At 71.6% G+C, this 25656-nt stretch carries 20 protein-coding genes; 11 read left to right on the forward strand and 9 right to left on the reverse strand.

Going from position 1 to position 25656, the window contains the following annotated elements:
* Positions 1–159: 159 nt before the first annotated feature.
* Positions 160–1695, reverse strand: a complete 1536-nt coding sequence (locus tag D7231_RS32400) for a peptide MFS transporter (protein ID WP_120759532.1) — start codon at positions 1693–1695, stop codon at positions 160–162.
* Between the two features lie 466 nt (positions 1696–2161).
* Here D7231_RS32400 and D7231_RS32405 point away from each other — a divergent pair, with 466 nt between their 5' ends.
* Both D7231_RS32405 and D7231_RS32410 read left to right on the forward strand, forming a co-directional pair.
* Positions 2162–2842 (forward strand): response regulator transcription factor, encoded by a 681-nt coding sequence (locus tag D7231_RS32405; RefSeq protein ID WP_030365213.1) that lies wholly within the window; start codon positions 2162–2164, stop codon positions 2840–2842.
* A gap of 80 nt (positions 2843–2922) precedes the next feature.
* A complete protein-coding gene (locus D7231_RS32410; RefSeq protein ID WP_120759534.1) occupies positions 2923–4182 on the forward strand; it encodes an ATP-binding protein in 1260 nt (419 codons plus the stop codon).
* Positions 4183–4184: 2 nt separating this feature from the next.
* Here the strand turns inward: D7231_RS32410 and D7231_RS32415 are convergent, their stop codons facing one another.
* Positions 4185–4682, reverse strand: coding sequence for a GtrA family protein (locus D7231_RS32415; protein ID WP_120759537.1), 498 nt, complete (start codon positions 4680–4682; stop codon positions 4185–4187).
* A 149-nt stretch (positions 4683–4831) separates the two neighbouring features.
* Between D7231_RS32415 and D7231_RS32420 the strand changes: the two genes are divergently transcribed.
* Genes D7231_RS32420 through D7231_RS32430 form a run of 3 tightly spaced genes read left to right on the forward strand, consistent with a single transcriptional unit; the run spans position 4832 to position 7796 of the window.
* Positions 4832–6025: a 5-(carboxyamino)imidazole ribonucleotide synthase gene (locus D7231_RS32420; protein ID WP_242000039.1), complete on the forward strand. Its 1194-nt coding sequence runs from the start codon at positions 4832–4834 to the stop codon at positions 6023–6025.
* A complete protein-coding gene (gene purE / locus D7231_RS32425) occupies positions 6022–6549 on the forward strand; it encodes a 5-(carboxyamino)imidazole ribonucleotide mutase (protein ID WP_120759541.1) in 528 nt (175 codons plus the stop codon). Before D7231_RS32420 ends, purE begins: the two co-directional genes overlap by 4 nt.
* Positions 6550–6590: 41 nt before the next feature.
* Complete coding sequence (locus D7231_RS32430; protein ID WP_120759543.1) at positions 6591–7796, forward strand: dipeptidase; 1206 nt, start codon at positions 6591–6593, stop codon at positions 7794–7796.
* Positions 7797–7826: 30 nt separating this feature from the next.
* Here the strand turns inward: D7231_RS32430 and D7231_RS32435 are convergent, their stop codons facing one another.
* Positions 7827–9167 (reverse strand): UDP-glucose dehydrogenase family protein, encoded by a 1341-nt coding sequence (locus D7231_RS32435; RefSeq protein ID WP_120759545.1) that lies wholly within the window; start codon positions 9165–9167, stop codon positions 7827–7829.
* A gap of 193 nt (positions 9168–9360) precedes the next feature.
* Here D7231_RS32435 and D7231_RS32440 point away from each other — a divergent pair, with 193 nt between their 5' ends.
* Together D7231_RS32440 and D7231_RS32445 are read left to right on the forward strand one after the other, a co-directional pair.
* Positions 9361–10521, forward strand: a complete 1161-nt coding sequence (locus tag D7231_RS32440) for an acyl-CoA dehydrogenase (protein ID WP_120759547.1) — start codon at positions 9361–9363, stop codon at positions 10519–10521.
* Positions 10522–10664: 143 nt separating this feature from the next.
* Complete coding sequence (locus D7231_RS32445; RefSeq protein WP_120759550.1) at positions 10665–11468, forward strand: VOC family protein; 804 nt, start codon at positions 10665–10667, stop codon at positions 11466–11468.
* Positions 11469–11507: 39 nt separating this feature from the next.
* Here D7231_RS32445 and D7231_RS32450 read toward each other — a convergent pair whose 3' ends face one another.
* On the reverse strand, positions 11508–12836 hold the full coding sequence (locus tag D7231_RS32450) for an LCP family protein (protein WP_120759552.1): 1329 nt from the start codon (positions 12834–12836) through the stop codon (positions 11508–11510).
* A 118-nt stretch (positions 12837–12954) separates the two neighbouring features.
* Here D7231_RS32450 and D7231_RS32455 point away from each other — a divergent pair, with 118 nt between their 5' ends.
* Complete coding sequence (locus tag D7231_RS32455; RefSeq protein ID WP_120759606.1) at positions 12955–13500, forward strand: acyl-CoA thioesterase; 546 nt, start codon at positions 12955–12957, stop codon at positions 13498–13500.
* Between the two features lie 34 nt (positions 13501–13534).
* Here the strand turns inward: D7231_RS32455 and D7231_RS32460 are convergent, their stop codons facing one another.
* Positions 13535–15052 (reverse strand): LCP family protein, encoded by a 1518-nt coding sequence (locus tag D7231_RS32460; RefSeq protein WP_120759554.1) that lies wholly within the window; start codon positions 15050–15052, stop codon positions 13535–13537.
* A gap of 259 nt (positions 15053–15311) precedes the next feature.
* Here D7231_RS32460 and D7231_RS32465 point away from each other — a divergent pair, with 259 nt between their 5' ends.
* The gene (locus tag D7231_RS32465; RefSeq protein ID WP_120759556.1) at positions 15312–16328 is read left to right on the forward strand and encodes a glycosyltransferase family 2 protein; all 1017 of its coding nucleotides are present in this window, start codon (positions 15312–15314) and stop codon (positions 16326–16328) included.
* Positions 16329–16410: 82 nt separating this feature from the next.
* On the opposite strand, the gene D7231_RS32470 is transcribed toward D7231_RS32465, so the two are convergent.
* From D7231_RS32470 to D7231_RS32485, 4 genes are all read right to left on the reverse strand, one after another.
* Complete coding sequence (locus D7231_RS32470) at positions 16411–18216, reverse strand: LCP family protein (RefSeq protein WP_120759558.1); 1806 nt, start codon at positions 18214–18216, stop codon at positions 16411–16413.
* Between the two features lie 152 nt (positions 18217–18368).
* On the reverse strand, positions 18369–20225 hold the full coding sequence (locus D7231_RS32475) for an LCP family protein (RefSeq protein ID WP_120759560.1): 1857 nt from the start codon (positions 20223–20225) through the stop codon (positions 18369–18371).
* A 229-nt stretch (positions 20226–20454) separates the two neighbouring features.
* Positions 20455–21933 carry an LCP family protein gene (locus D7231_RS32480; RefSeq protein WP_120759562.1) on the reverse strand — a complete coding sequence of 493 codons (1479 nt, stop codon included), beginning with the start codon at positions 21931–21933 and terminating at the stop codon, positions 20455–20457.
* A gap of 176 nt (positions 21934–22109) precedes the next feature.
* Positions 22110–22862 (reverse strand): TIGR03089 family protein, encoded by a 753-nt coding sequence (locus D7231_RS32485; protein ID WP_120759564.1) that lies wholly within the window; start codon positions 22860–22862, stop codon positions 22110–22112.
* Between the two features lie 139 nt (positions 22863–23001).
* Here D7231_RS32485 and D7231_RS32490 point away from each other — a divergent pair, with 139 nt between their 5' ends.
* Positions 23002–24459: a peptidoglycan recognition protein family protein gene (locus tag D7231_RS32490; protein WP_242000040.1), complete on the forward strand. Its 1458-nt coding sequence runs from the start codon at positions 23002–23004 to the stop codon at positions 24457–24459.
* A gap of 81 nt (positions 24460–24540) precedes the next feature.
* Positions 24541–25641, forward strand: a complete 1101-nt coding sequence (gene manB / locus D7231_RS32495; RefSeq protein WP_120759568.1) for a mannose-1-phosphate guanylyltransferase — start codon at positions 24541–24543, stop codon at positions 25639–25641.
* Positions 25642–25656 lie beyond the last annotated feature (15 nt).

The raw sequence follows: 25656 nt of genomic DNA on the forward strand, positions 1-25656 counted from the left end.
GAGCTGGAAGTATGCCGCCCGCTCAGCGGTCAGCTTCTTCCGTCCCTGCGGCCTCCGGTCCCCCCGGATCTGGTGGTCCATCGCATCCCCTGAGCTGGGGTGTTGCGACGACCACTAGAACGGAAGTCCTTGCGCCGGGGGCCCTTTTACGTGGTGCTCTTAGCGGACGTCGCCCATCAGGCCCTCGATCCGCTTGCGGGACATCCACACCGCGAAGCCGGCCAGGGTGGCGGCCGCCGCCTGTCCGAGGATCACGGCGGAGCCGTTGAGGTCGACACCCGCCTCCGTCAGCAGCGACATCGTGCAGTCACCCGCGGTCACCGCGAGGAACCAGACACCCATCATCTGGCTCGCGTACTTCTGCGGCGCCATCTTCGTGGTCAGCGACAGACCGACCGGGGAGAGGCACAGCTCACCCATGGTCTGGATGCCGTAGATCATCAGCAGCCAGGCGGGGGTGACCTTCGTGCCGTCCGAGGCCATCGCCATCGGGATGGCGAAGACGAAGAACGAGGCACCGATGATGACCATGGCCATCGAGAACTTCACCGTGGTGCTGGGCTCGCGGTCACGGCGGGCCAGCATCAGCCACATCGACGCGAAGATCGGCGCGATGGCCATGACCCACAGCGGGTTCACCGACTGGAACCAGGTCGACGGGAAGCCGATGCCGAAGACGTTGTCCGTGGTCTTCTTCTCGGCGAAGGTCGACATCGTCGAGCCCGCCTGGTCGAAGATCATCCAGAACACGGCGGCGGCGACGAAGAACCAGATGTAGCCGCTGACCTTGGTCTGCTCGTTCGCGGTCAGGTCCTTGTCGCGCTTGATGCGGGTCAGGACCGTGATCGGGACGATCAGGCCGACCAGCGCGAGCGGGATCGTGGCCCACTTCTGCGTGAAGTGACCCGTGCCGCCGACGATGCCGTAGAAGGCGACGGCGACGGCCAGCCAGAGGGCGACCTTCATGAGCGTCGACTTGCGCTCGGCGGCCGTCAGCGGCTTCGGGACGACGCTGCTCTGCGGGCTGAGGTGGCGGGTGCCCCACAGGAAGAAGAGCAGGCCGAGACCCATGCCGACCGCGGCGATCGCGAAGCCCAGGTGCCAGTTGACCTTCTGGCCGACGGTGCCGATGACCAGCGGCGCCGCGAAGGCACCGGTGTTCACACCGATGTAGAAGATCGTGAAGCCGCCGTCGCGGCGCGGGTCCTGCGGGCCGTCGTAGAGATGGCCGACCATCGTGGAGATGTTGGCCTTCAGCAGGCCCGAACCGATCGCCACCAGCGCGAGGCCGGCGAAGAAGGTCGGCTTGCCCGGAACGGCCAGGGTCAGGTGACCGGCCATGATGACGCCCGCCGCGATGGCGACCGTCTTGCGCGGGCCCCAGACGCGGTCGCCGAACCAGCCGCCGGGCATGGCCAGCAGGTAGACCATCGCCACGTAGACGGAGTAGATGGCCACCGAGCTCGCCTCGGGCATGGCCAGACCGCCGCCCTGGCTGTCGGGCTTCGCGTCCGGGCCGCCTGCGATCAGGTAGACGACGAGGAGGGCGCGCATGCCGTAGTAGCTGAAGCGCTCCCACATCTCCGTCATGAAGAGGGGGGCCAGGCCGCGGGGGTGGCCGAGGAAGGTCTTGCCGCCGGAAACGGGAGAGGTCTTCTCCTGCTGGGCCGCACCCTTCGTCAGGCTGGACGCCATGTCGATCCTTGTGTGCTCGGGACGCGCCGCTTGCAGCTGCTACGCGCCCGGGTGGGGGTTGGCCGGCACCGGTACCGCGCCGCCCGCCCCACGTCCAAGGGGCTCGCTCTCTCCTCCAAGGGAGCGAAAGGACAGCCGTCACCGGGATCCACGCCCTCGCGCACCTTCGCGCGACGGACCCGGCCGCCAGGTCATTCACTGTGTAACAAGACTGGGGTATCCAGTCCTCGGTACGACAGAGGCCTTCGGCGCGCCGAGAACGATCCGAAAGGCCCCCTTGTAGCTACAGACGTCTGGTCACCATACGTCACACCCCGCCCGCAAACGGAAGGAGTTGAGACGCGGATCACACCGCCCCGGGGAACCGTTCGGGCACCTCTAAAGGTCTGTACCGGGCTGTCAAGGGTTGCCGCGGGTAGCCGCCGGTACGCCTCTGACGTGGGCCCGCGCGGACTACCATCACTGCATGACCCGAGTACTGCTCGCCGAGGATGACGCGTCCATCTCGGAGCCGCTCGCACGCGCACTGCGCCGCGAGGGGTATGAGGTGGAGGTGCGAGAAGACGGTCCCACGGCGCTGGACGCCGGGCTCAAGGGAGGGGTGGACCTGCTCGTCCTCGACCTCGGGCTGCCCGGCATGGACGGACTGGAGGTCTGCCGCCGGCTGCGCACCGAAGGCCACGGCTTCCCGGTCCTCGTACTGACCGCCCGCGCGGACGAGGTGGACACCGTCGTCGGCCTGGACGCCGGCGCCGACGACTACGTCACCAAGCCCTTCCGTCTCGCCGAACTGCTGGCCCGCGTCCGGGCCCTGCTGCGGCGCGGCACCGTGGAGGCCCACCAGCAGCCGCCCGCCACGCACGGCGTGCGCATCGACGTCGAGTCGCACCGCGCCTGGATGGGCGACGAGGAACTCCAGCTGACGGCGAAGGAGTTCGACCTGCTGCGGGTGCTCGTCCGGGACGCCGGGCGCGTGGTCACCCGCGATCAGCTGATGCGCGAGGTCTGGGACACCACGTGGTGGTCCTCCACCAAGACCCTCGACATGCACATCTCCTGGCTGCGCAAGAAGCTCGGCGACGACGCGGCCAACCCCCGCTACATCGCCACCGTGCGGGGCGTCGGGTTCCGCTTCGAGAAGAGCTGAGTCCGGCCGCCGCGCGGGCCGTGCCGACGGCCCGCGCGGCGGGGGCCAGCGTTCGTACCACCCGCCCCGGAGGGCAACCCGTGCGCCGCCGACTGATCAATTCCACGCTCGCCGTCGTCCTCGTCGTGATCGCCGTCTTCGGCATCTCGCTCGTCATCGTCGAGACCCGCACGATCGAGAGCAGCGCCCAGGAGAGCGTGCAGTCCGAGGCCGTACGGCTCGTCAGCATCGTCGACAGCCGGCTGGTCGGGGGCGAGCGGGTCGAGTCCGGGGTGCTCAGCGAGCAGATCACCGCCGACCGGTACGCCCGGATCGAGATCCCCGGGCGCGCGCCGATCGAGATCGGCGACCGGCCCGAGGGCGGTGTCATCGCCAATACGCAGAAGGGCGACCACGGCGAGCTCGTCCGCGTCGAGGAGTCCCGCTCCACGGTCAGCCGCGAGGTCGGCCGCACGCTGCTGGTGATCCTCGCGGTGGCGCTGCTCGCCGTGGTCGCCGCCGTCTTCCTGGCCGTACGGCAGGCCAACCGGCTCACCGCGCCGCTCACCGACCTCGCCGAGACCGCCGAGCGGCTCGGCTCCGGCGACCCCAGGCCCCGCCACCGCCGCTACGGGGTGCCCGAGCTGGACCGGGTCGCCGACGTCCTGGACAGCAGCGCCGAGCGGATCGCGCGGATGCTCACCGCCGAGCGGCGGCTGGCCGCGGACGCCTCGCACCAGCTGCGGACGCCGCTGACGGCGCTGTCCATGCGGCTGGAGGAGATCACGCTCACCGACGAGCCGGAGACGGTCAAGGAAGAGGCGACGATCGCCCTCACCCAGGTCGAGCGGCTCACCGACGTCGTCCAGCGGCTCCTCACCAATTCCCGCGACCCCAAGTCCAGCTCGGCCGTCACCTTCGACCTGGACGAGGTCATCAAGCAGCAGATCGAGGAGTGGCGGCCCGCCTCGCGCAGCGAGGGCCGCGCCATCGTGCGCTCGGGCAAGCAGGGGCTGCGGGCCGTCGGCACGCCGGGCGCGGTCGCCCAGGTCCTCGCCACCCTCATCGAGAATTCGCTGATGCACGGCGACGGCACGGTCGCCCTGCGGACGCGCGTCACCGGCAACCAGGCGGTCGTGGAGGTCACCGACGAGGGGCCCGGAGTGCCGCCGGACCTCGGCGCGCGGGTCTTCGAGCGCACCGTCAGCGGGCGGAACTCCACCGGGCTGGGGCTCGCGGTCGCCCGGGACCTCGCGGAGGCCGACGGCGGCCGCCTGGAGCTCCTCCAGGCGAACCCCCCGGTGTTCGCCCTCTTCCTCAGCCGCGAATCCGAAGAGCCGGACATCCACATCCCGGGCTGACGCTACTTGCGGGCGTCCACCCGCGCCTCGGCATCGGCTGCCAGGAACGATTCCGCAGTCTCCACGGCCTGGGCGCGGAAGACCCACGTGCGGTAGGACCAGAAGCGGAAGACCGTTCCTATCCCCAGTCCGATCACGTTCTTCGCGATGTTGTCCGCGAGCGGGGACGTCAGGCCGAAGCCGTAGTGCGAGAGCGCCAGGATGCCGTTCTCGATGATCAGCCCGGCGCCGCTGAACAGCAGGAACAGGCTCATCTCGCGGCTGCGCCGGCTCCGGTCGCAGTCGCGGTAGGTCCAGTACCGGTTGCCGACGTAGTTCGTGGCGATGGCCACGGCCGTGGCGATCACGCCCGAGCGGACCACCGCGAGGTGGAACCCGTGGACACAGATGTTGAAGACGATGAAGTTGACCACGAACCCGATGGCCCCGACCGCGCCGAACTTCGCGATTTCGCGGGCCACCCGCTCCAGCCGGGAACGCACTGTGCGCCGTTGACTCATGAGATCGTCAGGCTCCGTTTAATGGGCGTCGTGGGGGCGTGGGGCAGCTTTCATGCTAGCGAGCGGGCTCGGCGGCCGATGGACGGAGTCGGTGAACGTGAGACGAACGGGAGTCATATCGGCCATCGGGGCAGACACCGCCTTTTCGGATGATCCTCCGAACGCAGTCCGGGGCGGTTCCCTCGTACGGATACCCTGGGGGCGTGACGTTTCCGGTAGTCGGCATGGTCGGCGGCGGCCAGCTCGCCCGCATGACCCACGAGGCGGGCATCCCCCTCGGCATCAAGTTCAAGCTGCTCAGCGATACTCCGCAGGACTCGGCGGCCCAGGTGGTCAGCGACGTCGTCATCGGCGACTACCGCGACCTGGAAACCCTTCGTGCTTTCGCACAAGGGTGTGACGTGATCACCTTCGATCACGAGCACGTTCCGACCGAGCACCTCCGGGCCCTGGAGGCCGACGGCATCCCCGTCCGCCCCGGGCCCGACGCATTGGTGCACGCCCAGGACAAGGGCGTGATGCGGGCGAAGCTCGACGCGATCGGAGTGCCGTGCCCCCGGCACCGCCTCGTCGAGGACCCCGCCGATGTGGAGCGCTTCGCCGCCGAAGGCGACGGCTTCCCCGTCGTCCTGAAGACGGTGCGCGGCGGATACGACGGAAAGGGGGTTTGGATCGTCCGCAGCGCAGAAGAGGCGAGTGAGCCCTTCCGCGCCGGCGTGCCCGTCCTCGCCGAGGAGAAGGTCGCCTTCGTCCGCGAGCTCGCGGCCAACGTCGTCCGCTCCCCGCACGGCCAGGCCGTCTCGTACCCCGTCGTCGAGTCCGTCCAGGTCGACGGCGTGTGCGACACGGTGATCGCCCCCGCGCCCGGCCTCTCCGCCGAGCTGTCCGCGCAGGCGCAGCAGCTCGCGCTCAAGGTCGCCAAGGAGCTCGGCGTCGTCGGGCACCTCGCCGTGGAGCTGTTCGAGACCGCCGACGGCCGCATCCTCGTCAACGAGCTCGCGATGCGCCCGCACAACTCCGGCCACTGGACCCAGGACGGCGCGGTCACCTCGCAGTTCGCCAACCACGTGCGCGCCGTGCTCGACCTGCCGCTCGGCGACCCCCGCCCGCGCGCCAAGTGGACCGTCATGGCCAACGTGCTCGGCGGTGACTATCCCGACATGTATTCCGCGTACCTCCATTGCATGGCACGCGACCCGGGCCTGAAGATCCATATGTACGGCAAGGACGTCAAGCCCGGTCGCAAGGTCGGACACGTCAACACCTACGGCGACGATCTGGCGGATGTGCGCGAGCGCGCGAGCCACGCCGCCGGATATCTGCGAGGAACGATCACGGAATGACTGCCTCCCCCGTCGTCGGCATCGTCATGGGCTCCGACTCCGACTGGCCCGTCATGGAAGCCGCGGCCCAGGCCCTGGACGAGTTCGAGGTCCCCTACGAGGTCGACGTCGTCTCCGCGCACCGCATGCCGCGCGAGATGGTCGCCTACGGGGAGCGGGCCGCCGGCCGCGGCCTCAAGGCGATCATCGCGGGCGCGGGCGGCGCCGCCCACCTGCCCGGCATGCTGGCCTCCGTCACGCCCCTGCCGGTCATCGGCGTGCCCGTGCCGCTGAAGTACCTGGACGGCATGGACTCCCTGCTGTCCATCGTCCAGATGCCCGCCGGCGTGCCCGTCGCCACGGTCTCGGTCGCCGGCGCCCGCAACGCCGGCCTGCTGGCCGTCCGCATGCTCGCCGCGCACGACGGCGACCTGCTCGCCCGCATGGAGCACTTCCAGGAAGAGCTCAACGAACAGGCCACCGACAAGGGCCGGCGCCTGCGCGCGAAGGTGCAGGGCGGCGCGGGCTTCGGATTCGGCAAGTGACCACCGGGGACAGCACCGGGGAACAGGATCAGGGAGCGACGATGACGGAGCAGCTGCTGGAACGCGCCCGCGGGCTCCTCGCCGCCCACCCCGTCGTCGACGGCCACAACGACCTGCCCTGGGCGCTGCGCCAGCAGGTCCGCTACGACCTCGACCGGCGCGACATCGCCGCGGACCAGAGCGCCACCGGGCTCCACACCGACCTGCCGCGGCTGCGGGCGGGCGGGGTCGGGGCCCAGTTCTGGTCGGTGTACGTCCGCACGGACCTGGCCGGGGACGAGGCCGTCAGCGCCACGCTCGAACAGATCGACGTCGTACGGCAGCTGGCCGACCGCTACCCCGGCGACCTGCGGCTCGCCTTCACCGCCGACGACATGGAGGCGGCCCGCGCCGAAGGGCGCATCGCCTCCCTGATGGGCGCCGAGGGCGGGCACAGCATCAACTGCTCCCTGGCCACGCTGCGGGCGCTGCACCGGCTCGGCGTGCGCTACATGACCCTCACCCACAACGACAACGTCCCGTGGGCCGACTCCGCCACGGACGTCCCCGCGGTGGGCGGGCTGACGCGCTTCGGCGAGGAGGTCGTGCGCGAGATGAACCGGGTCGGCATGCTCGTCGACCTCTCGCACGTCTCCGCCGACACGATGCGGGACGCGCTGCGCGTGAGCGAAGCACCGGTGATCTTCTCGCACTCGTCGGCGCGGGCGGTCTGCGACCACCCGCGCAACGTGCCGGACGACGTGCTCGGCGCGCTCGCCGCGAACGGGGGCGTGGCCATGGCCACGTTCGTCCCCAAGTTCATCCTGCCCGCGGCCGTCGCCTGGACGAAGGCCGCCGACGAGAACCTGCGCGCGCACGGCCTGCACCACCTGGACACCTCGCGGCGGGCGATGGAGCTCCACGGCGCCTTCGAGACGGAGCACCCGCGGCCGCTCGCCACGGCGGCGACGGTCGCCGACCACCTCGACCACATGCGCGAGGTCGCCGGCGTCGACCACATCGGCATCGGCGGCGACTTCGACGGCACGGCCTTCACCCCGGCCGACCTCGCCGACGTCGCCGGCTACCCCAACCTCATCGCCGAACTCCTGCGGCGCGGCTGGTCCGACACGGACCTGGCCAAGCTCACGTGGCAGAACGCGGTACGGGTGCTGCGGGCCGCGGAGGACGTGGCGCGGGACGCGTCCGCGGTACGGGGCCCGTCGATCGCGACGATCGACGTCCTGGACGGCCCGCCCGCCGCCTGAGCGAGCTGTGAGGCCTCGCCTCCGGCCCCGCTACGCGCGCGGGCGGCCCATCGCGCGGAACGTCCAGCCCGCCCCGCGCCACGCGGCGGCGTCCAGTGCGTTGCGGCCGTCGATGAGGTGGCGTTCGGCGACGACGGCGCCGAACGCCTCCGGGTCGAGCTCCCGGAACTCGCCCCACTCCGTCAGGTGCAGCACCACCCGCGCGCCCCGGCACGCCTCCAGCGCGCTCGGCGCGTAGGCGAGGGTGGGGAAGAGGCGGCGCGCGTTCTCCATGCCCTTCGGGTCGTAGACCGTGACCTGGCCGCCCTGGAGGTGGATCTGCCCGGCGACGTTGAGCGCGGGGGAGTCGCGGACGTCGTCCGAGTCCGGCTTGAACGTCGCGCCGAGGACGGCGACCCGCTGTCCGAGGAAGCTGCCGCCGACCGCCTCGCGCGCCAGCTCCACCATGTGTGCGCGGCGGCGCATGTTGATGGAGTCGACCTCGCGGAGGAAGGTCAGCGCCTGGTCGGCGCCCAGCTCACCGGCCCGCGCCATGAAGGCGCGGATGTCCTTGGGCAGGCAGCCGCCGCCGAAGCCGACGCCGGCGCGCAGGAACTTCTTGCCGATGCGGTCGTCGTGCCCTATGGCCTCGGCCAGCTTCACGACGTCGCCGTCGGCGGCCTCGCACACCTCGGCCATGGCGTTGATGAAGGAGATCTTCGTGGCGAGGAAGGAGTTCGCGGCGGTCTTGACCAGCTCGGCGGTCGGGTAGTCGGCGACGACGAACGGCGCGCCGTCCCCGATCGGCCCGGCGTACACCTCGCGCAGCAGCTTCTCGCCCCGCTCGCCGGCGACGCCGACGACGATGCGGTCGGGGTGCAGCGTGTCCTGGACGGCGAAGCCCTCGCGCAGGAACTCGGGGTTCCAGGCCAGCTCGACCTCGTCGCCGGCCGGGGCCAGCTCGGTGAGCAGCCGGGCGAGCCGGGCGGCGCTGCCGACCGGGACGGTGGACTTGCCGACGACGAGCGCGGGCCGGTGCAGCACGGCGGCGAGGGAGCTGACGGCGGCGTCGACGTAGGACATGTCGCACGCGTACTCGCCGTGCTTCTGCGGGGTGTTCACGCAGACGAAGTGGACGTCGCCGAACTCGCCGACCTCCTCCCAGGAGGTCGTGAAGCGCAGCCGCCCGGTCGAGCCGTCCAGCCCGGCGACGTGCTTCTGGAGCAGTTCCTCCAGGCCCGGCTCGTACATCGGGACCTTGCCGCGCCCGAGCATCTCGATCTTCCCGGGGTCCACGTCGAGGCCCAGCACCTCGAAGCCGAGCTCGGCCATGGCCGCGGCATGCGTCGCGCCGAGGTAGCCGGTGCCGATCACGGTGATCCTGGGGGCCATGCGTGCTCCATGTGCTGACGGGCGGGACTGCGGTGCCCGAGCATAGTCGGGCCCCGAGCAGGGAAGGAGCGGGGTGAGGGCCGTAGCGGCGGGGGCCGTGCGGCGCTGTCGGCAAGCTCACGTAGTCCGTGTCCCGGGGCCGCCCCTAGAATCTGGGTTACTAAACGGTAGTTAACTCTCAGGGGAGTACGCCTTGGCGGGAAACACGGACTTCGACCTCTACCGGCCGTCCGAGGAGCACGACGAGCTGCGCAAGGTCGTGCGCCAGCTTGCCGAGGAGAAGATCGCCCCGCACGCCGCCGACGTGGACGAGCAGGCCCGCTTCCCCCAGGAGGCCCTGGACGCCCTCGTCGCCACCGACCTGCACGCCGTGCACGTCCCCGAGGAGTACGGCGGCGCCGGCGCCGACGCCCTCGCCACGGTGATCGTCATCGAGGAGGTCGCCCGCGTCTGCGTGTCGTCCTCGCTGATCCCCGCCGTCAACAAGCTCGGTTCGCTGCCGGTCATCCTCTCCGGCTCCGAGGAGCTGAAGAAGAAGTACATGGGCCCGCTCGCCAAGGGCGACGCGATGTTCTCGTACTGCCTCAGCGAGCCCGACGCCGGCTCGGACGCGGCCGGCATGAAGACCCGCGCCGTGCGCGACGGCGACTTCTGGGTGCTCAACGGCGTCAAGCGCTGGATCACCAACGCCGGCGTCTCCGACTACTACACGGTCATGGCCGTGACGGACCCCGAGAAGCGCTCCAAGGGCATCTCGGCCTTCGTCGTCGAGAAGAGCGACGAGGGCGTCTCCTTCGGCGCCCCGGAGAAGAAGCTCGGCATCAAGGGCTCCCCGACCCGCGAGGTCTACCTCGACAACGTCCGCATCCCCGCCGACCGCATGATCGGCGCGGAGGGCACGGGCTTCGCCACCGCGATGAAGACCCTGGACCACACCCGCATCACCATCGCGGCCCAGGCGCTCGGCGTCGCCCAGGGCGCCCTCGACTACGCCAAGGGCTACGTCCAGGAGCGCAAGCAGTTCGGCAAGCCGATCGGCGACTTCCAGGGCGTCCAGTTCATGCTGGCCGACATGGCGATGAAGATCGAGGCCGCCCGCCAGCTGACCTACGCGGCCGCCGCCAAGTCCGAGCGCGGCGACGCCGACCTCACCTTCCAGGGCGCCGCGGCCAAGTGCTTCGCCTCGGACGTCGCCATGGAGGTCACCACCGACGCCGTCCAGCTCCTCGGCGGCTACGGCTACACGCGGGACTACCCGGTGGAGCGGATGATGCGCGACGCCAAGATCACGCAGATCTACGAGGGCACGAACCAGGTCCAGCGCATCGTCATGGCGCGCAACCTGCCGAAGTAGCCGTCCACGGTCCGTACGGGGAGGGAAGGGTGCCCGGCACCCTTCCCTCCCCGTACGGACCTATGGGGCTGGCGGGCCGGCCGGGCGAGGACGACCCTGTACGGGAGGACGTCCGTAACCGCCCGCTGCCTGGAGGCTCCACCATGCCCGACGTCACCGGCCCGTACGCCCCCGGCACCCCCTGCTGGGTGGACCTCATGGTTCCCGACCAGCAGGCGGCGCTCGACTTCTACCGCGACCTCTTCGGCTGGCAGGGCCAGGTCGGGCCGGCGGAGACCGGCGGGTACGCGGTCTGCGAGCTGAACGGCAAGCCCGTCGCCGGGATCATGGCGGCGATGAACCCGGACGGCAGCAAGCCCGACCCGATGCCGCCGACCGTGTGGACCACCTATCTGGCGACCGCCGACGCGGACGCCACGCAGTCCCGGATCGTCAGCAACGGCGGCACGGTGATGATGCCCGCCATGGACGTCATGACCATCGGCCGGATGGCCGTGGCCGCCGACCCCACGGGCGCCGTCTTCGGGCTGTGGCAGGCGCGCGACTTCACGGGCGCGAAGGTCGTCAACGAGCCCGGTGCCGTGATCTGGAACGAGCTCAACACCAGCGACACCGCCACCGCCTCCGGCTTCTACGCCAAGGCGCTCGGCATCAAGGCGGCCCCCATGGAAGGGGCCACCGGCTACTTCTCGCTGGAGGTCGACGGCCGCATGGTCGGCGGTCTGCAAGGGCTGGCCAGCCTCGAGGGCATCCCCGAGGGGACGCCCTCGCACTGGCTGACGTACTTCTCCGTGGACGACACCGACAGCACGGTCGACGCGCTGGTGCGCGCCGGCGGCAACGTCCTCAAGCCGCCGTTCGACATGATGGCGGGCCGCATGGCCGTCGTGCAGGACCCGCAGGGCGGCACGTTCGCCGTCATCAACGCCACGCAGCCCGACGAATGACGCGGCAGGGCCGGCCGTAGGCCGGCCGTAGCCGGGGCGTCACTTGTCGGAGACGGTGACCTTCTGGTCCTTCTTCAGCTGCCCGAAGAGCTGGTTGGCCTTGGCCATGTCCCACTTCACGGCCACGCCGTCGCTCGGCGTGGGCAGGTTCGCGGTGGCGATGGGCACGGTCATCTGCTGCCCGTCGCCGCCCGTGACGCCCTTCATCGCCCAGAACATGTCCATCAGGTCGAACAGCCCCATGTCCTTGTCGACGATGAGCGTGTCGAGGCCCGAGCCGATCACCGGGTAGAGGCGGAAGGGGTTGAGGACGGTCGAGGGCGAGGCGGCCTGCTTCGCGAGCGTGTTCAGGAACTTCTGCTGGTTGCGCATGCGGCCCAGGTCCTGGTCGGCCTCCTGGTGGCGCTGGCGGACGAACGCCAGCGACTGGGCGCCGTTCAGCTCCTGGCAGCCCGCCTTGAAGTCCGCGCCCGAGTCCCGGTCCTTCAGCGGCTTGTCCAGGCACATCTCGACGCCGCCCAGTGCGTCGACCAGGTTGCGGAAGCCGCCGAAGCCGATCTCCGCGTAGTGGTCGATGTGCAGGCCCGTGTTGAACTCGATCGTCTGCGCCAGCAGCTCCGGGCCGCCGTCCGAGTACGCCTGGTTGAGCTTGTGGGTGGACTTCGGGAACTGCTTGCCGGACTTCCGGCCCGTGAAGGCGGGGATGGTGACCCACGAGTCGCGCGGCAGGCTCAGCATCGTGGTGCCGTTGTCGCCGGTGTGCAGGATCATCATCGAGTCGGTGCGCTTGCCGTCGGCCGACCCCGTGTGCAGTTCCTTCTTGTCCTCGTCCGACAGGCCCTCGCGGCTGTCGGAACCGACGATCAGGTAGTTCGTGCCCTCGCCGCCCGCCGGCCGGTCCTTGACCTTGCTCAGGTCCACCTCGGTGCGGAGCTTCGAGTCGGCCCAGAAGTACGTGCCGACCGAGACCGCGAGCAGCACGGCGAGGAAGGTCACCAGGCCGACCGTGATGCGCTTGCGCCAGTTCGGGCGGGTGGTGCGCCGGGGCCGCCCGCCGGTGCCGGGGCCGCCCGGGCCCCCCGGACCGCCCGGTCCGTTCGGGGCGCCGCGGCCGTAGACCTGTCCGGTGTTGTATCCGTCACTGTCGTGGCGGCCGTAGCCGTCACCGGGGCCGCCCTGGCCGACGACGCGGTGACCGCCGGCGACGGGGGCCCCGTCGTAGCCCTGGGGCGGGCTGTACTGCTGCGGCGGCGCGGGACGCCGCCGCACGTGCGGCATGGCGCGCGCACCCTCGGGCTCCGCGCCCGCGCTGCCGCGCCCGTGCGCCTGCCGACGGTCCTCGCTCCGCCCACCGGGCCAATCGCTCATGCAGGAAGTGTGCCCCCTGAGCGAACGGACCGGCCGGTCGGCTACGTGTTCGGGGCGTGCCTGTTGCAGACCTGATGCAATCCTCCGGGCCGCACGCACCCGGCATACAGTGGTGGACATGACCATTCAGGACCGGAGCCCGGAGCAGATAGCCGGCAAGCCGACCTCCGCCGCCCGCACGACGCTCTCGCACATCATGACGGGCAGCGACACCAATCTGCTGGGCACCGTCCACGGCGGCGTGATCATGAAGCTGGTGGACGACGTCGCCGGCGCCGTGGCCGGCCGGCACTCCGGGGGCCCTGCGGTCACCGCCTCCATGGACGAGATGGCCTTCCTGGAGCCGGTCCGGGTGGGCGACCTCGTGCACGTGAAGGCTCAAGTGAACTGGACCGGGCGGTCCTCCATGGAGGTCGGCGTCCGGGTGCTCGCCGAGCGCTGGAACGAGTCGACGCCGGCGGTCCAGGTCGGCAGCGCGTACCTCGTCTTCGCGGCCGTCGACGAGAACGGGAAGCCGCGGGTCGTGCCGCCGGTGCTCCCCGAGACGGAGAAGGACCGGCGCCGCTACCAGGAGGCCCAGATCCGCCGCACGCACCGGCTGGCGCGCCGCCGGGCGATCAAGGAGCTGCGGGACGCACGGGCAGCCGAGGGCATCGAGGACTGACCCCGGTCACACGCCGCCCCCAGTCACACCCGGCTCACACCAGGCTTCTCTCCGGGCACAGCACCTTGTCCCCGGACACCGCCCCCGGGCGCGGGGCCTGCGGCTTCACCGGGCTTCCGGGGCTCACCGGGCTCACCGTCCTGAAGTCCGTGCCCACTGTCACCTTCATCAGCGGGCCCTGCCCCGCCACGGGCCGCAGCTCCGCGTCCGGCAGGGCCGACGCCAGCGTCCGGACCGCGTGGTCCCAGCGCGGGTCGTACTGGATCACCGTGCGCCGCACCGCCGGCCCCGGCGCGTCCGCGGGCTGCCCGGTCGTGGCGAAGCCCATGGCCCGCAGCGCGCGGTCCGTCTCACCCGCGAGGCCCCGCCGGCCGGAGCCGTTGTAGACCTGGATGCGGATCTGCCCCGGCGCCGCCTCCGACGGCAGCGGCGACGGCGCGGGGGAGGCCGGGAGCGCGGGCCCGGGCACGGGCGGCTTCGCGTCGTGGGCCTGCCGCTGCGGACGGGCCGACAGCGGCAGGTCCTCCCGTACGGCTTCGAAGAGCCGCCCGGCCGCGGCGTCGTCCCACTTCACCGTCGAGCCGACCCGCGGCACGGGATGGTTCGCGGACACCACCGGCACCGACACGAACTCCGCCGACGCCGGCGAGAGGTTCTTCATCGCCCGGCCGAGCCCGATCAGCGTCTCGCCGTCGAAGCCCCGGTCCGCCCGCACCGAGTCCAGCAGCGTCGCGGCGAGCTGCTGGAACTTCACGGGGTTCAGCAGCGCCCCGCCGTCCGTCGCCGTGTGCAGCAGCGCGGCCAGGAAGCGCTGCTGCCGCTGCATCCGGCCCAGGTCGGAGGCCCCGTCGAGGTGGCGGGAGCGGACGTACTGCAAGGCCTGCCCGCCGTTGAGGGTGCTCGTGCCGGGCGGCAGGTCGAGCCCGCTGTACGGGTCCTTCAGCGGCCGCGCCGAGCACACCTGCACCCCGCCCACCACGTCCACGGTCTTCATGAAGCTCGTGAAGTCGACCTCCAGGTAGTGATCCATGTGCACGCCGGTGAGCTGCTCCACGGTCCGCACGGTGAGCCCGGGCCCGCCCTCGGCGTAGGCGGCGTTCAGCTTCTGCGGGTGGGCGGGGCGCGGCCGGCCCGCCCGGTCGACGTGCGCGGGGATCTCGGCGTAGCTGTCGCGCGGCAGGCTGATCACGGAGACCCGGTCGCGGGCGGCGGACAGGTGCAGCAGCATCACCGTGTCGGTGCAGTGGCAGGCCGCGCCGCCCAGGTGGTAGCGCTCCCGCTCCGCGGGGTCGATCCGGTCCCGGGCGTCGGTGCCGACGAGCAGGATGTTCATGCCCTTGCTGGCGGCGACGGGCGGCCGGTTCGACAGGCCGCGGAAGGGGTCCACCCGGTCGATGCGGTGGTCGATGCCCGTCACCACCGCGTGCCCGAGGCCGCTCGCCGCCAGGACGACCGTGGCGCCGCACACGGCGAGGCGCAGCCCCCAGCGCGGCCGGCGGGGCGCGCTGTGGCGGGCCCGGCCGGAGGAGGTGCTCGGGTCCGGTGCGGTCATGGCGGGCCTCCACGGCGGACGACGGGGCGGGCAGGCGGCCGGAACCGGCGCCCGGGCCGGACAGCCCGGACGGGCCGGACAAGCCGGAACAGGGAGGGCAAACGTAGGTCAATACGATCAGCAGTCCGCGTGTCCACGCCGTCCGGAGGCGCGCTGCCACCCGGGCGGGAGCGTTCGTTCCGCCATTAGCGGTAACGTGACGGACGACTCCGTCGGCTTCCCCCATCCGTCCGGGGGGACCCCGTATCCCCGAGGAACCATGTCCGAACAGCAGCCGCCCGCCGTTTCCGTGATCATGCCGGTGCTCAATGAGGAGCGGCATCTGCGCACGTCAGTGCGGCACATCCTGGAGCAGGACTACGCCGGCGAGCTGGAGGTGGTGATCGCCCTCGGCCCGTCGACGGACCGTACGGACGAGATCGCCGCCGAGCTCGTGCGCGAAGACCCGCGGGTTCACACGGTGCCGAACCCCACCGGCCGGACGCCCGCCGCCCTCAATGCCGCGATCAAGGCGTCCCGCCACTCGATCGTGGTGCGCGTGGACGGCCACGGCATGCTGTCGCCGAACTACATCGCGACGGCCGTGCGCCTGCTCGACGAGACGGGCGCGCAGAACGTCGGCGGCATCATGCACGCCGAGGGGGAGAACGCCTGGGAGCAGGCCGTCGCCGCGGCGATGACCTCGAAGATCGGCGTCGGCAACGCCGCGTTCCACACCGGCGGCGCCGCCGCCCCGGCCGAAACCGTGTATCTGGGCGTCTTCCGGCGCGAGGCGCTGGAGCAGCAGGGCGGGTACAACGAGGAGTTCATCCGCGCTCAGGACTGGGAGCTGAACTTCCGGATCCGCGAGGCGGGCGGGCTGATCTGGTTCTCGCCGGAGCTGAAGGTCTCCTACCGGCCGCGCCCGAGCGTGAAGGCGCTGGCCAAGCAGTACAAGAACTACGGCCGCTGGCGCCACGTCGTGGCCCGCTACCACCAGGGCTCGATCAACCTGCGCTACCTCGCCGCGCCGACCGCCGTCGTGGCCATCGCCGCGGGCGTCGTGGTGGGCGCCGCGGTCACCCCGTGGGGCCTGGTCGTGCCGGCCGGCTACCTGGCGGCGATCACCGCCGGTTCGGTGCCCGCGGGCAAGGGCCTGCCGCTGAAGGCGCGGGCACAGATCCCGCTCGCGCTGGCCACGATGCACATGTCCTGGGGGTTCGGCTTCCTGACCAGCCCGCGGTCGCTGGCGAAGAAGGTCATCGCCAGCCGCCGGGAGCCGGTGCGCTCCGCCTGACCATGCTCCGCTGAAGGGCTGGACGAACGAAGGGCCGGACGATTCCGTCCGGCCCTTCACGCGTGCTCAGAAACGATTCGCCTCAGAAACGATTCAGCGAGTTCACCTTCATGCACGCGGAGGTGTCGTTGCCGTTGAGCGGGTCCGAGCTCTCGGGGGCCTTGTCGTCGGCTTCCTTCTTCGGCTTGTCGTCCTGGGGGCCGTCCTCGCCCTGGGCCTTGTCGCCGCTGGGCTTCCCGGGCTTCGAGCCCTTGCCGTCCTTGCCGTCCTTCGCACCCTTGCCGTCCGGGGCGGCGGCGTCCTCGGCCTTCGGGTACGTGGTCCCCTTGCGCCAGTCCCCGCCGATCACCAGCGTCAGCCCGTCGACCGCCGTGGACATCCGCACCGCCCGCTCCGGCAGCCCGAGGGCCTTGGCCAGCGCCTCGGCGTCGGCGCGCTGGGACGTCTTCGCGTAGCTGAGCGTCGTGTCGGCCTGGGCGCGCGGCGTCGAGTCCGAGGTGGCCTTGGTGAAGCCCTGCTGGACGAGCGCCGCGGCGATGTCGGCGCCCCGGCCGGTGACCACGGGCTGGGTGGCGGTGCCGGTGCCGTTGAAGACCGTCACCGCGATGGAGCCCTTGGGGGAGGCCGGCGCGGAGGGCCCGGCGCCCTTGTCGTTCTTCTTCGGGTCCTTGCCGTCGAGCGCGATGTCCCGGCGGACGAGCGAGAACAGCTGCTCCGCGTCGCCCGGCTTGGGGATGACGTGCGCGTCCGGGTCCCACGGGTCGGACACCCACGGCATGGTGGTCATGGTGATCCGGCCGGACGGCACGCGCTTGATGTCGTCGGCGAGGTCGTAGAGCTTCTTGACCGAGCCGAGGTCCTTGTCGACGGTGAGCGCCTTGGTGGCGGCCTCGGCGAGGTCGGTGAGCTTGTCCGGGTCGCTGAGCTTGGTGCCGGCCTTGAGCTGGCGGACCATCGCGTTCATGTACATGTGCTGGGCGTGGGTGCGGCCGATGTCGCTGCCGTCCTCGAAGCCGTGGCGCGTGCGCAGCCACTGCAGGGCCTGCTCGCCCTTGACGTTGTGGGTGCCCTTCTCCAGGCGCAGCCCGGACAGCTTGTCGTAGACGTTGTTGTCCACGCAGACCGGGACGCCGCCGACGGCGTCGGCCATGTTCACCACGCCCGCGAAGTCGATCATCATGAAGTGGTCGATGGGGACGCCGGTGAGCTCTTCCCAGGCGGCGACGGTGCAGCCGGGCCCGCCGTTCATCAGGCTGGTGTTGATGATCTGCCGGTTCGTCTCCTTGTAGACCGTCCCGTCCGCGGGGTCGGTGCACTTGGGGATCGTGACCCGGGTGTCGCGCGGGACGCTGATGACCGACATGTTGCTGCGGTCGGCCGAGACGTGGACGAGCATCTGCACGTCGGCGAGGGGCTTGCGGTCGGCGTCCTCGCGGGCGCCGCCGAGGGCGACGTTCTCCGGCGTGTTACGGCTGTCGGAGCCGAGGAGCAGGATGTTCAGCGGGCGCTGGCCGGCGGCGTTGGCGGCGCTGCGGTCGAGCCGCTTGTCGCCGAGGTTGAGCGAGTCCTTCTTCAGGTTGCCGTTGAGGTGCTGGTAGTAGAGGTAGCCCGCGGCGGAGGTGCCGAGGACGAGGACCGCGAGGCAGAGCGCGGCCCAGCGGGCTATTCGGGCGGCGCGGGACCGCCGCCCGAGCGGAGGCTTGGCGCCGCCGCCGGCCTCCTCGGCCGGCTTCCCGCCCTTCGCAGACTTCGCGCCCTCGGTCTCTTCTCTCCCCGCCTCCTCCGACGGGTCGGCCCCGTCAGAGGCAGGTGCGCCGGTGCCGTCCTTCTCGCGTGCCCCCGGCACGCTCTTGCGCGCTCGCGGCCCCCGCACACTGTTCTGCCGCATCAGGTCTCCCCTAAGTGGTGCGTCCGGCCCGATGGGCAGGCGTGTCGTCTCTCGTCTATCGGCGCGCGCCGACCGGCGCGCGCGGCAGGGCCGGCCCGCGGTTCAACAGACCGGCCGTCCGATAGTGAGATGCATCTGGACGGTACCTGGGTTCACTTGGCGCAGATGTTCTTGTCGTCCGCTTCGACCCTTTGGATGTCCTCCGGCGCCTTTGCCGGCGCTTCGACGTGGACCGGGGTGCCCGCGGCCTTGAAGTCCGAGCCCAGCGTGAGGGTCATCTCGGCCGGGGCCGTGGTGGCGGAGCTCTGCTTGAGGGCGTCGGCGGACAGGCCCATCACGTCGGCGAGGCGGCGCGCCTGGTCGGCCTGGGCCGGGGCGAACTCCAGAACCGTCTTGTCGACCTTCTTGCCGCCGGAGGCGTTGCCGCCGTTGCTGCTGCGGACGAGGCCCTTGCTGTTCTGCATCCAGCTGACGGCCTCCTGGGCCGCGCCCATCCGGCCGCTGCCGTTGAGCACCTTGACCCGGACGGCCGCGGGCGCCGAGCGGGGGCCCTGGAGCAGGGCGGCCTGCTTGGCGTCGGCCTGCTCCTGCTGCTTCTTCTCCTTCTCCTTCACCTCGGTGAGGGAGACGTCCTGACGGACCATCGCGAACAGCGGCTCGGCCTTCGCCTTGTCGAGGACGACCGTCTTGTGGTGCGGGCCCTCGGCGGGGTTGTCGACGACGGGGACGGTCGCGAAGGTGATGTTCTTGAGGTTGACCCGGCTGAGGTCCTTCGCCAGCCTGGTCAGGTCGCTGACGGATCCTATGCCGGAGTCGACGGTCAGTGACTTCGTCGCCGCGTCACCCAGGTTGTAGAGCTTCTTGGGGTTGGTGAAGGTGTCGTCGGACTTCATCTCGCGGATCATCGAGCTCAGGAACTGCTGCTGGAGCTTGATGCGGTCCAGGTCGCTCTCGAAGCCGACGCTGTGCCGGGTGCGGACGAACGCGAGCGCGTCCTCGCCCTCGATCTTGTGCCGGCCCTTGCTGAGCTTGAGGTGCGACTTGGGGTCGTTGATGTCCTTGGCCAGGCACACCTCGACGCCGCCGACCGCCGACGACATCTTCTTGACGGCGTTGAAGTCGGCCATCATGAAGTGAGTGACCTTCAGGCCCGTGAGCTGCTCGACGGTCCGCCAGGTGCAGCCGGGGTCGCGCTCCTCCTGGCCCAGGCTCTCGTTGAAGCGGACGCCCTTCGAGCCGGGAATGCTCTTGGTCTTCCCGTCCTTCTTGGTGGTGCACTCCGGGATGTCGGTGATCATGTCGCGCGGGATGGAGAGCGCGGTGGCGTTCGACCGGTCCTCGGAGACGTGGAAGAGGAGGGTGGTGTCGGCGTGGCCGACGCTGCCCTCGTCGCCGTAGCCCGCGTTGCCCTCGCCGTCACGCTTGTCGGTGCCGATGACCAGGATGTTGACGGGGCCCTTGGTGACGGCGCCGTTGTTGATGCCGACGTCAACCTTGTTGAGGTTGTTGTTGAAGTGCTCGTAGAGCAGATACGCGCCCAGCGAGCCGCCCACGAGGACGAAGGCGAGCGTGCCGCCGGTCCACAGCAGGACCTTCTTCTTCGTGGACTTCTTCGGCTTCGGCTTGCGCCTGCCCGTCGCGGCGGCAGCTTTGGCGGCCGCTGCCCTGCTCCCGGTCTTGGTCCCTGCCTTGCCGCCCGCCGCGGCCCCCGGCTTGGCCGCGGGCGAGCCCCGGCGGCCGGTGGCACGGGGCCCCGGCACCTCCCGGCGCCCGCCGGGCGCCGCCTTGGGGCGCGCGGCCGCGCCGGAAGATGCCTTCGAGGACGGCGCGAAGGAACTGGCGGAGCTGCCGGGTTCGGTGATCGCCGAAGGGGAAGAGCCCGGCCCCGGGGCCGGCCCCGCCCCGTCGGCATGGTCGAGACGCAGCTCGTAGCTGCCGGTTTTGGGGTCGTAGACCCACTGGTCGGCGGGGTCGATACCGCCCGCCCGCCCACGGCCTTGCGCGTCCACGGTCGCTTGAATCCTCCGTCGGTGCCACGCGGCGCCTACCCCCCGAGGCGCTCGGTCACGTCGTCTGTGCAGTGCGCGGTCAGCCCGGCCGTGCGCACCGGATCGCTCACACTATCCGCCCAGTTCAGCGTCAAGCGACGCCGGTGACAAATTCCACTCCCCTACAACTGGGCAATCTGCTCAATCCCTTCGCGCGAACCGGGAAATCCGTTCGTGCGGTTTGAGCGATTCATCCACAGATGCCGCGTGCGGCCGTGGTCCCCTCGTACGTGGGGGGAGTGGTCGGCCGGGGCGAACCGGCGGAGGAGGCCGGTGCGCTCGCATTTGCCGAGAAATTACTACCAGAGGGCACGGCCGTACCGTTCTGCCCACCGGTCCCGCGCGGTGCGCGGGGAACGCCCGGCGCTGCCGGACCTGCCGTCCCCCCAGTACCCGGCGTCCACGCCGACCCTCCCGTTCCCCCCGTATTTCCGCTTCCCGTGGGCCCCTGCGGGCTGCCGGGCCCCTCCTGGCTCCCCTGCCCCGCAGGACCCTCCGTACCGTCAGGTCCCTCCTCGGCCCCGGGCTTGCCGGCCCCCGGCCGCCCGCCCCCCGGCTTGTTCTCCGCCGCCCGGACGTTCCCGTTCACCGACACCGGCCGGTCCTCGCGCAGTTGCTTGAAGAGCTGGTCGGCGTCCGGCTGCACCAGTTCGTCCCGGTTGGGGTTGTACGGGTACGGGCGGCGCGGCACCGTCAGGAACTGCGCCCGGTCGCTCGGGACGGTCCGCACGGTGCGCACCAGGTCGTACATCTTCCGCAGCGAGTCGAGCCCGGAGTCCGTGGTGAGCGAGGAGGTGGCCGCGTCCAGCACCGGGTAGAGCCGGGCGGGGTTGAGCAGCACCCCGTCGCTCTTCATCTCCTTGAACAGGGCACCCAGGAACTGCTGCTGCCGCCCCATCCGCTCGGTGTCGCTGCCGCCGCCGAGGCTGTAGCGCGCCCGTACGTAGCCCAGGGCCTGCTCGCCGTGCAGGGTCTGCCGGCCGGCGGGCAGCTTCAGCCGCGCCTCCTGGTCGTCGACCGGCTGCCGCAGGCACAGCTCGACCCCGTCGACCGCGTCCACCAGCCGCTTGAACCCGTTGAAGTCCAGGATCAGGTGGTGGTCGATGCGGATGCCGCTGATCTTCTCGACGGTGCGGATCGTGCACGCCGCGCCCGCCTGCTCGTACGCCCAGTTGAACTGCGCGAAGCGCTCGTTCGTCTCCGTGCCGTCCGGCCGCCGGCAGCGCGGGATCATCGACATCAGGTCGCGCGGCAGGCTGACGGCCGTCGAGCTCTTCCGGTCGGCGGCGAGGTGCAGCAGGATCGTGGTGTCCGAGCGCTGCGTGCCCTTGTCCCCGCCGTACTGGCCGTTGCCCGCGCCGCTGCGCGTGTCGGAGCCGATGATCAGGATGTTCTGGGCGCCCTTCACCAGGGCGACGGGGCGCTCCTTCTCCCAGCGCCGCAGCTCGTCCGCCGTCGCCGTGTCCGTGGTGATGTTGCTGTTCAGCCGCTCGTAGAGGAACCAGCCCACCGCCACCACGGCCAGCACCGCCAGCGCCGTGCCCAGGGCCAGCCAGCGTAGCCAGCGGCGGCGCCGCCGGGGCGCGGGCGGCCGCTCGTCCGGCTCCTCGAAGAAGGCGGAGCAGGACGGGGAAGCCGGGGGGCCGGGCCTTCCTGGGCTGTGGGTCACGGCTGCGCTGTGTCCCTCCTCGGAGGAATCCGTACGGTCGGCCGCACGGCCGGGGAAGGCCGTACGCCCGTGGCGGTACGGGTCGCGCGGCTCGCAGGCCGGTGGCCGTACGGGTCTCGCGGTCCGTACGGCCGATCATCGCCCGGGTGCGGCGGCGCGGCAGCGCCGGAGGGCCGTCAGGGGGCCGTCACGGTGACGCGCTCACTCTCCCGGCGCTTCTCCAGGCCGCCGCCGGAGAGCCGGTCGAGGTGGCGGCACAGCACCACCGAGCCGCCCGCGGCCAGCGGTGCGAACAGGCCGGCGGACAGCCCGTCCCAAGTGTCGTAGGGCAGGCCGGACAGCATCCGGGAGCCCGCGCCGAGCCCGTGCTGGAGGGCGTCCGTGCGCGCCCGCTCCACCAGCTCGGCGCCCGTCAGCTCCAGCCCGCCGACGGCGAGCGCGGGGGCGTCCGGGTCGACGGGGGCGTACGGGGCGAAGCGGTCGCCCTGGCTCGGCACCTCGACGGCGTAGTCGGCGAAGCCCGCGGGCGGCTGGGGGAACCGGCCGCCCAGGGGGCGCAGGGCCAGCGCCACGCGCTCGCCCGAGCACTTACGCGCCTCCTCCAGCGTGTCCGGCCCGCTGACGACGAGGTCCGCGGCGGCCGGATCGCCGCCGACGTCGGCCAGCACGCCGGCGGAGGAACAGGCCAGCAGCCAGACGGCCGTCTGCCAGTGGGCGGGCAGCAGCAGGGCGAGCCGGTCGCCGGGCTCGGCGGCGAGCTCGCCCTGGAGCAGATTGGCGGTCTTCGCCACCCAATTGGCGAAGGTGGCCACGGACAATTCCACGCGCTCGCCGGTGGCGTCGTCGTAGAAGGTCACGAGCGGGCGGGCCGGATCCGCGGAGAGCGCGGATCGCAGCAGGTCGGCGGGGGTGCGATCGGTGGCGTTCATCCGCGTCAGCGTACGCGGCGGCGCGGCGGCCGGTCAGCCGGAAGGACGACGCCGAAGGGGTGGGTACGCGCACGCGGCGCAGCCCTGCCACCACTTGACGAATGGACAGATTTATAGGCTTATGTCCAAGATTTTCGGTATGCGTGGAATCCTTGTCTCCTCGACCGTGACCGCCTGCGCCGCCGCCCTCACCCTGCCCTTCCTCGCCGGCCCCTCGGCCGCCACGTCGTCCACCCACGACCCGGACGTCACCGCGCGCTCCGTGCCCGGCAGCACCCAGTCGCTGCCGCTCGTCCCGCTCCGCGGCGCGCACCACGGCGGCGGCCACGCCAAGGGCCACGCCAAGAAGCGCACGGCCGGCCCCGAGCCCACCTCCACGGAACAGGGCCTGCCCCAGCTGGAGGTCAAGCCCTTCTCGCTGGTCGGCATCGTCTGGGACGACGCCGGCGCCGAGCTGCGCGGCCACGCCCAGGTGCGCACCCGCCCCGTCGGCAGCAGGGACTGGGCGGACTGGCAGGAGGTCGTCACCCACGACGACGACCGGCCCGACACCGACTCCAGCGAGGCCCGCGCCGGGCGGCTGCGCGGCTCCACCGCCCCCCTGTGGGTCGGCGCCTCCGACGCCATCCAGGTGCGCGTGCGCCCTGACGGCGCGAGCGGACGCACCCCCGGCGGCGCCCTGCCCGCCGGGATGCGCCTCGAACTGGTCGACCCCGGCGTGGACCGCGCCCGCTCCGCGGCGCCGCCCGTCCCCAGCGAGAACGAGCTCGCCGCCTCGGCCGCCAACGTCCCGCTCGCCCCCCTCGGCTCCACCGAGATCCCCGCCCTCGCCAAGCCGGCCTCCGAGGGCGACGTCGAGTACACCGGCCCGGGCGACCAGCAGACCCCCGGCCCGGGCGAGATGGAGACCGACGACGAGGAGGGCGGCTATCCGCTCGACGACTACGACACGGACACCCCCGACCGCCCCGGCTCCTCCGAGGGCGGCCGTTACGTCGGCCCGCGCCCCCGCATGGTCACCCGCGCCGGCTGGGGCGCCGACGAATCGCTGCGCGAATCCGGCTTCGTCTACACCGGAGCCGTCCGCGCGGCCTTCGTCCACCACACGGCCTCCGGAAACCGCTACTCCTGCTCGCAGTCCGCATCCGTCATTCGTGGTATTTACCGCTACCACGTTGTGAGCAGCGGCTGGCGGGACCTCGGCTACAACTTCCTCATCGACAAGTGCGGCACCATCTACGAGGGCCGCTCCGGAGGCGTGGCCAGGCCCGTCAAGGGCGCGCACACCCTCGGTTTCAACAGCAACAGCATGGGCATCGCCGTTCTCGGAACGTACGGAACCACCAACCCGTCCACCGCGGCGGTCGACGCGGTGGCGGACCTCACCGCATGGAAGCTCGGGCTGTTCGGCGCCAACCCGGCCGGCACGGCGAGCCTGGTCTCCGGAGGCGGGAATCTGTACAAGAAGGGCACCAAAGTCCGGCTCAAGGCGATTTCCGGGCACCGCGACGGCTTCTCCACGGAGTGCCCCGGCGACCGCCTCTACGGCAGGCTCGGCGGCGCCCGCTCCGTCGCGGCCCGCCTCCAGGGGCGCTGACCGGGCGCGGCGGAACCCTCCGGTCTGCATACACTGGCCGCCGATCACGGCCCGGCCCCAGCAGGAAGCAGAGACGAATCCTTGACTAAGACGTCTTCTTCGCCAGAAGCGATCCTCCTGGTCGGTGGCAAGGGAACCCGGCTGCGCCCGCTCACGATGAACACGCCCAAACCGATGGTGCCGGCGGCGGGCGTGCCCTTCCTGACGCACCAGCTGGCGCGGGCCCGCGCGGCGGGCGTGGAGCACATCGTGCTCGCCACGTCCTACCTGGCGGAGGTCTTCGAGCCGTACTTCGGCGACGGCTCCGCCCTCGGCCTCCACCTCGAGTACGTCACCGAGGAGGAGCCGCTCGGCACCGGCGGCGCCATCCGCAACGTCGCCTCCCGGCTGCACTCCGGGCCGGACGACCCCGTCCTGATCTTCAACGGCGACATCCTCACGGGCCTGGACATCGAGGCCCTGGTGCACACGCACCGCACCGCGAACGCGGACGTCTCCCTGCACCTCACGCGGGTCGAGGACCCCCGGGCGTTCGGCCTGGTCCCCACCGACGCGACGGGCAGGGTGACGGCGTTCCTGGAGAAGCCCCAGACGCCCGAGGAGATCGTCACCGACCAGATCAACGCGGGCGCGTACGTCTTCAACCGCTCGGTGATCGACAGCATCCCGGCGGACCGCCCGGTCTCGGTCGAGCGCGAGACGTTCCCGGGCCTGCTGGCGGCGGGCGCGCACTTGCAGGGCATGGTCGACTCGACGTACTGGCTGGACCTCGGCACGCCGCAGGCCTTCGTCCGCGGCTCGGCCGACCTGGTCCTGGGCCGGGCCCCGTCCCCGGCGGTCCCCGGCCGCTGCGGCGACCGCCTGGTCCTGGACACGGCCGACGTCGCGCCGGACGCCAAGCTGACGGGCGGCACGGTCGTCGGCGCGGGCGCGCGCGTGGAGCCGGGCGCCCGCGTGGACGGCTCGACGGTCCTCGACGGCGCGGTCGTCGAGGCGGGCGCGCAGATCCGCGACTCGCTGGTGGGCGCGGGCGCGCGCATCGGGGCGCGCACGGTGCTGGACGGCGCGGTGATCGGCGACCGGGCGCACGTCGGCGCGGACAACGAGCTGCGGGCGGGAGCCCGGATCTGGTGCGAGGCGCGGATCCCGGCGGGCACGATCCGGTTCTCGTCGGACCAGTAAGGGACGAAGCAGCCC

Origin of the sequence: Streptomyces klenkii, assembly GCF_003626645.1 — a bacterium.
Taxonomy (GTDB): Bacteria; Actinomycetota; Actinomycetes; order Streptomycetales; family Streptomycetaceae; genus Streptomyces; species Streptomyces klenkii.